Genomic DNA, 7,731 nt, shown 5'->3' on the forward strand with positions numbered 1-7,731 from the left:
TGGCGGCGTTCAAAGTGTCCACGGAATCTTGAGTATATTGGCCGGGAGCTTCGCCGACGACAGCGGCAGAAACCGCGGCTTGCGCAACGCCAATCTCGGCGGTAAGAGCGGAAAGATCGGAAGGTCCAATAGCAACATTAAGTTTGCCGGTCGTCGCCGCAAAATAAGTATTGTCTTTATGAGCCGCGTTTGAGGTGGTAGACCCCCAAGTTCCGGAAAATTTATTGGCGCCCCCCAGTGTCAAGCTGTTTACGTTTATATTAAGTCCCGTACCAATACTAGCTATTGCCGTCCCGCTAATAGATAAATTATTGCCGACTGTAGTACCAGTCACTATGGATTTCGCGCCACTGCCGGAAAGTATTAAGTTGTTATAAGTAAAGTTTCCAACCGTCTGTGCGCCTACCGCATTATATTCTACTGTTCCGGTATTTGGCGTAAATGTGCCAGTACTAGAAGTCAAAAATGCGCCACCCAATCTTAAAAGCCCAGCGCCCGTAAATGTGATTGAGGCGCTACCATTACTACCAGATTGAGTAATGTTGCCAGTAACCGTAACAGTTCCCGTGGAAATTGTTAAAAAATGTCTTTGAGTATTGCCACCGTTTGTAAAAGCAATGCTTCCGGCATTTAAATTACCAGCACCAACAGCCATAGTATTGGTATGACCGCTGTTTGCTCTAGGAATCGTAATGCTTCCTGAAACCGTCAGTATCTTTCCGGAATTTATGCTTACTAAAGCCGATGAACCATTATCTGACGGGAAGGCCAGAGAAGCGCAGTTGTAATTATCATCAACGGTTACAGTGTCACCACTATCGATATTAACATTGTCGCCAGAGAACGGAACTACTTGCGCCGTAAAAGACTTACCACTTTGAGTTCGGGTTGAATTCGCCGTTAAGGTTAAATGAGTATTATCAATAATAGAGGCAACGGTACGTGTAATGCCAGGACCGGTTGTTATAATAGTGCTGCCAACGGCAAGCTCCGTTGTAAATGAAGTACCGGTTCCTGTAACTGCCGCGGAGCCACTATTATAAGCAATGGTTCCGGTTCTATTAACTGGTGCCCAAGTACTAACTGCGCTCCAGTTGCCGGTTTGCGTGCTGTTTATGGTTGCCGCTAAGGCATTGTTGGCCACAAAAAAACCGCCCATTAAAATGGCAGCGGCCAGCGCGAAAATCAGTTTGCTTGAAAGCAATTGACTTTTTAATTTTGGCGCGAGATTCATATTTTTAAAATTAAATAGCCATTCGATTTTTAAGAGCCGAAATGGCTTTATATTAAATAAATTTATTAAATAATTTCCATGAACGACAGTGCTATACTATTACCACACTTAACCTCTTTTAGCAATATTGACAATAATCGTTAAAATAATTATTCCAAACAGACAAGATTCTGCCTTCTTATAATTTCTAAATTATTTTATATTTTTACCGTAAAAAAGAGGTAGCGAATTTTTTAATTTTCACTACCCGCTTATTATCCCGTATTCACGTTTGAAGCCGAACACTTGGCGATATATAATATCGCTATAGGGAAAACCAGAAACATTACGAACACATCAAAAAGGCAAGTATTTTGCCAGTCTCCAGAAAACCCTTATTAAAAACGATCCTTTGAAATTACAATTTTAAAAAAAGCGCAACCACTTGGTCGCGCTTTGCTTGCCAGCCCATGTTTATCAGGGCAAGCTATTTCTTTTTTCCAGGGCAATATCAACTAAACTTACACTGTCCATCGCCGACTTATCCGCATATGAAGACGGGTTGTTTATAATATCATAAACAAGATTAATAAATTCATCATGATCTCTTTTCGCCAGCAAATCTAATGATTGACTGTTTTCAGCGGCTTTGTTTAAGTGCGGTGATTCAATAATATATCGCAGGTAAAACGGTTCCACTGAATCCGGATTCACCGCGCTTGAAAACATAATGGCTAAATAAGCCCAATCAATCGCCTTCGCATATTTTGCGCTATCTATGTTTGAATTTATAAACTCAAACATTCTTTTGGAGATGCCATTTTCAGATGCTCCCCTGATGTTATAACGATTCATATGCCAATAACCGGAAGCGAAGCGGCTAACGGTTGTTGTTACCCAGCCAGCCGAGTCTAGCGCAAGATATTCCTCCAATAGAACAAGCTCTTCTTGGATTGATCTGTCTGAACATAGAACGCCTCGGGGGAAATTTCCAACTGTTAAAGGTTTCGGTATTTCACCCTTCATGCCAAAAATATAAGCATTGATGATAAAGCTGCCATTCACGGTAGTAATTTCTACCGCTATATCGGTTCTCCCCTCGTCAAAATACATGAGCGCCTGTTTGCCGGTATCAGAAAGTAAAGAATTATTTTTCCAATAGCTAATCGTTTTGATTCGATCAGTCTCTCGGACACTGCGCGGTCTTTTGTCTTTGATGGTAAAAATAGTTTTCATACCGACGATGACTCCTACTTCTGCGCCTTCGCCGATATCATAGTAATTAGTCGTTTTTACCAAAATACTAAAATCACTGGAAATATCACCGGAATAAAAGGTATGTTCAACCGGCGCTACTGGATTTTTCGAACAACTGATGAACAAAAACAATAATACGACAATTGATGCTTTCATTTTTTCACCTCTTCTTTATATTGTTAATTGTAATGAACAAGTATCAGCGACAGGCCCTTTTAGTGTTTTAAACAAAAAATTGGCAATATTTACCATTGTAATCGAGGAAGGCTTCCCCTAACCCCTCCTCTGGCAGGAGGGGAATAAAAATATAACACAAAAATAATAAAAAAGCAAGCAAAAGTCAAGCTCAAAAGCTTGACCAGGGGAACTCTGGCTTATCGGCCCCGTTCGGAACTAAGGAGCCGAAATGGCTTTATATTAAATAAATTTATTAAAAAAACTTGACAGACGACGTGAAGATACTATATAGCGCAGACACCGACTTTCGACAATCTTGACAAAAGTTAAGAAAAATTTTAGAAAACAATCAACAAAACTAAAAGACAGACCAAGCCGGCGCCGGACGCGATTAAGTGCGGGTGCTGTTTTTTTATTTCGATGAAAATGTTGAGCAAGAGAGAAATGATCGCCAGAAGCAAGATTATTTTGAAATAGAGCGAGCTGATGTCGAAGATAGTTTGCAAAGCCTCGTTCGGATTATTTTTGAAGAAAAAATATTGCTCTAAGGGGCTGACTTGGCGGGGCTGGATATTTTGCTGGTTGATATCGGAAACGACGGTTGAGCCGGCAGTATCGGTGGCGGCGATGGCGGCGGGAGCTTGGGTTGGTTGATTTTGAGTGGAAGCGGCGACAACGGCCGAGCCGGTCCATTTGTCCGGCTGGGTTTGATCTTTTTGCAAGGCAATCTGGGTGTCGCCCAAAACCGCCGTGGCGGCGGCCGTGCCGGTGGCCAGATAGGCTTCAACTTTTATGGCCTGTTCGTTTTTGACCGGAGTTTTTACCAAAACAACATTGGTTTTTTGCTGGTCAACGACCGGACTGACGGTTTTTTTGGTCGGGATTACCGATTTCTTTTCCGAACTGGCGGGCTTAGCCGCTGTTCCGACTTTTTTGGGAGCTTGCGCTAAGGCGTAAACGGCGCTGGAAGGCGCGGCAAAATATTGCGCGACTAAATTAGTGTCCGTCCCCTTGAATTTACCTTCAACCATGCTGACGCCGATCTCGGAAAAATCCTGATCGATAATATTGGCGTAATGCGTCGGGCTATCCTGCCAGGCGGCCATAACATCGGCAGGAGTTGAAAAGCCCATGGCCAAATTTTCTCCGGCCACGGCGTATTTATAGCCGGCTTGAGCCAGCCAATAATCCAATCCTTTGTTCTCCGGGCTAATGTGGGCGAAATATTGTTTGAGCATCATATCTTGCGCTTTGGCATAGGCGGCCTGATCTAATTTTTGATTTTCTTTGAGCGCGGTCAGATTTAAATTTTTTCTGATATCGTTGGTGAGCGAAATAATTTTCCGGCTCTGCTCCAGCGCGAGGTCCGGCGTCAGCCAGGCGCTTAAAGGAAAAAATACGGCAAAAACAACCACGATCGCTTTGATGGCGATCACGGAAACGGCGTGAAAAATAATTCTTTTGGGATGAAGCGAATGGGGCTGGTAATTATTGCCCTGGTGCGGAATAAAAAAATCCTTGAGCTTGCCCGGCCCGAGAGGATTTCGGCCTAAGGATACTTCATCGCCGTCATTCATTCCGTCGCCGTCGGTGTCAGGATCGTGCGGATCAGTGCCGTAAACATTGATCTCTTCCCAATCGCTCAAACCGTCGCCGTCCGAGTCCTTGTCGCTATGTTGTTCGATTTTCTCTTTCGCCATAATTAATTTTTCTTAGGAAACTAAATGGTAACATTTTTTCAGACATTAGTCAATATCTTAGCGCCCTGTTATCCGGCGGTAAAATTAGAGGCATTTCACTGTAAAATTTTAGCAAGATTTTAGCTAAAGCGGGGCTTGATCGCCCCGCTGTTTTTATGCTGATCCCTGCCAATCAAAATCACCCAAGATCAATTAAATCTAATCATCCCTTTGAACTTCGCTGTATTTTTTTCAAATCAAACGCCTTTTTATTTCAAGCGGATCTTCCGGATTTAGAACTTGAACATATCCGAAAATTGGCCGATGAGCGGCAAAGGCTGTTCTTTGCCCGACACCGCGTTGCTGATGCCGATGATCAGCAAGACCAAAAGTCCCAGGCTTAAGAGCCAATTGATCGACATCCAAAAATAGAACGGCATAATCCAATCCACCACGTTTATCAGCACCGCTAATAGAAACAAGGCCAATCCTTGCTTGGTGTGATACTTCACGAACGAATCTTTCTTGGCGTCACCGGTCAAAAGCGGAATGAAAAAAATGATATAGGCAATGACCGCCATCGCCGTATTCTTGCCGCTGCCTGAGGCGGGTGCGTTTTGCGGAGCGGGAGCGTTTTGTCCCGCTGGTGTGTTTTGTTCCATAGAAATTAAATTAAAAAATTAAATATATGAATAAATTGATTAAAATTATTGGCTGGTGTTCATAGTACTGGCGCTCACGGTCTGTCCGCCAATTTCAAAACCAAAGGAGTACGTGGCGGTTTCGTCGCTGCCGGCCATTATAGTGGCGGTTTTATCCGAGATGCCGCTTTGGATAATCGGCAAGCCCTTATCGGTGAGCGCCTTGTTAAGTTCGCCCAAGTCCGCTCCCGTCGTCAGGCGGGCGATTGTGAATTCCATTGAGCTGGCGATGAAGTTATCGGCACCATAATTGTTGGAGTAAAAAGAAGTCAATTTGGTTTTGCCAAACGCCTTTTCTATAATACTTTTTGCTTCCTCAACCGCGGCCTTAGAATTAGCGTCATAAGTCGGCATTTCTTCGGTGGCGTTATATTTATCTTGCGGAGTTTTCGCGGCTTCCTTGGCCGCATCATTTTTTTCTTGTAACGCGTCTTGCGCCGCCTGCTGGGCGATCTGTTTGGCTACTTGCTCCGATACTTTGCCTCCGGTCAAGCCGCCCAATAAACCGGCATCAACGCCATACATGCTTTTTAAAATCTGGTTAGCAAGCTGCTGCTGGCGCCAGCGATTGTAGCCGTAGATCAAACCGCCCAGAACCACGACAGCGATCACCACGATCACGATTGTTTTTGTTTTTTTGTCCATATTTTTAGGGATTGCCAGCAAATGTTTTTAAGCACATTCAACAGCAACCGCGCTTAATTAATTTTTATTTGCAGCAAACTCCGCTCACCGCTCTTTTGCAAGTAAACCATTTAAACGGACCGCACTTGTATTTTTCCGTTCCTCCCGGGCAATCTTTCTCTCCTTCCGACGTGAGACCCGCTGGGCATGTTTTTATACTGCAAGAACACACCGGCTTCGGTTTGGGCTGACAGCAGACAGTTTCTTTTTCTTTACAACATTTAAATAGATTCCATAATCCGCATTTAGTACAAACTTTCTCCAGAGCGCAAGTGCCGGTGATTTGATCGGCATAGTCCGGACAAGCCGCGAGCGAGCAAAACCCGAAACAATTGGTAACAATCTTGACCGGCGGCGTGCCGACCGGACAGCCGGAGCATAAACTTTTGCAGCGATATTTTTCCCAAAAAGAGCTGCTGTCGGTCACTCTATAGCAAGTATCGCAGGTGAATAAACCGCATTTGTCCGTGTCCCAGCCGGGCGGCGGAGCATATTCCTCGGAAATCGGCTTGCCATCGTCTAAAACGCAATTATTCTTCTTCAGCGTTTCTAAGCGAGTCTTAAAATCCCGGTATTGCAAAATCAGCGCCGTGTCGCTATCCGTCCATAAATTTTCGTCTTTAGCAACAAGCGCCTCTAATCTTTTCATCATCTCCCTGTTATAGACGTTATATTCCGCCACGGTAACTCCGAATTCTCCGAAAATCCGGTTTAATTCATATTTAGTGAAAGAGAGCGATATCCGGTCCAGGCAGCGGATGCGCGCGGTTGTTTCAAACCAGATGGCATCGGTCATTGCGGCCGTTGAGCTGGCAATGTCCGGCGCCTTTTTTTTGCCAACGCCTGCCACCCGGCAATTATTTTTCTTCAAATCCTCGTAATCTTTTTTTGTTTTTTCGGAAAAAATATCCACGTTATAATTTTCAAATTTGCTCGTATCTAATTTGCCCGACATCATTTGCAGATAAAACGCCACGTATTCTTCGCCCGTCACGCCATAAGGAGCAACGATCTCGGCCAGCTGCTCTTCGCTGAGCTTTTTGTCGCTTATTTGCTTGGTTTCCATCAAACAAGACCATTGAGAGCTTATCTTCAGCCAAATATCCGGGTTCATTTTCCCCACCGGCATTTTCAACATTCGATCCATATTCTGCCTTTGTTCTTCGGTTATTTCAGGTAAAACGGGAAAACTGCCAGCCGCTCCGCCGGAATAAGCCATGCCATTTTCCGCATATTTTTTTTGCAGCTCCGCGTAATATTGATTATAATCGATGCTGGCATCGCCTAGAGCGGGCGCGGATTCGGCTTTAGCGGCATTCCGCGCGATCGCCGGGAGAAAAAAAACGGGAACTGCCAGGACGGCCAGAATAATTAAAATCTTAGCGAACTTGTTTTTCATAATTTTTTATTTATTAAAAAATAAATCAATAGGTCACGTCTAAAAACGCCTTGTCGAGATTGTTTACGGAAAAAGTCATCACCAGGAAATAACCCGGCTTATACATCGTCAATTGTTTTATCCCTTCATCCTGCGTCTTATAGCCCAAGCCTTCCAGATATTTTTTCACCGCCACCACATCTTCTTTGGTGACAACCCGGCTGAACACATAGCTCAGCATCGCTCCGCCCATATTATCGATCATTTTAACTTTATTATCATAAAGCTGGTTCAAGATCGGCAGCAATTCATTGTGGATGGTCCGGCTCTTGTCGTTGATCAACTGAGCCGGGACCGCCCTTTCAAAATTCATTTGCGGCCAAGTTTTTGCCGCCGTTCCCGGGAGGGTTGAATTTTGCAGCGGAGTATCAGAGGCGGAAATCACCGGCGCCAACGGACAGGAGGTTGTCTTGGAGCTGGCGAACGCGGCATAAATAATAGTTTTTGCTTTTTTATAAAGAGAAAATTCCGGTTTCCGATTGGTTAAGGCAAGCGGGTAAGCGGCCACTTGCGCGCTCAAATTATTAGAAACAGCATAGGGCGTCATCATTTCCGTGGCAATTTTGCCATTATAATTCGCGA

7 protein-coding genes are annotated in these 7,731 nt (G+C 44.3%); all 7 read right to left on the reverse strand.

The window, feature by feature from the left end:
- A partial coding sequence (locus PHE24_06135) for a hypothetical protein (protein ID MDD4902684.1) occupies positions 1-1,234 on the reverse strand: 1,234 nt, incomplete at its 3' end.
- A gap of 456 nt (positions 1,235-1,690) precedes the next feature.
- On the reverse strand, positions 1,691-2,626 hold the full coding sequence (locus PHE24_06140; protein MDD4902685.1) for a hypothetical protein: 936 nt from the start codon (positions 2,624-2,626) through the stop codon (positions 1,691-1,693).
- Between the two features lie 359 nt (positions 2,627-2,985).
- Entirely contained in the window at positions 2,986-4,347 is a 1,362-nt protein-coding gene (locus tag PHE24_06145; GenBank protein MDD4902686.1) for a CAP domain-containing protein, read from the reverse strand.
- Positions 4,348-4,619: 272 nt separating this feature from the next.
- Entirely contained in the window at positions 4,620-4,988 is a 369-nt protein-coding gene (locus PHE24_06150; protein MDD4902687.1) for a hypothetical protein, read from the reverse strand.
- A gap of 45 nt (positions 4,989-5,033) precedes the next feature.
- On the reverse strand, positions 5,034-5,672 hold the full coding sequence (locus PHE24_06155) for a hypothetical protein (protein ID MDD4902688.1): 639 nt from the start codon (positions 5,670-5,672) through the stop codon (positions 5,034-5,036).
- A gap of 64 nt (positions 5,673-5,736) precedes the next feature.
- On the reverse strand, positions 5,737-7,110 hold the full coding sequence (locus tag PHE24_06160) for a hypothetical protein (protein MDD4902689.1): 1,374 nt from the start codon (positions 7,108-7,110) through the stop codon (positions 5,737-5,739).
- A 25-nt stretch (positions 7,111-7,135) separates the two neighbouring features.
- A partial coding sequence (locus PHE24_06165; protein ID MDD4902690.1) for a hypothetical protein occupies positions 7,136-7,731 on the reverse strand: 596 nt, incomplete at its 5' end.

It is taken from the genome of Patescibacteria group bacterium (assembly GCA_028707065.1).
In the GTDB taxonomy this organism is placed as follows: Bacteria; Patescibacteriota; Patescibacteriia; order Patescibacteriales; family WJLG01; genus JAQTUZ01.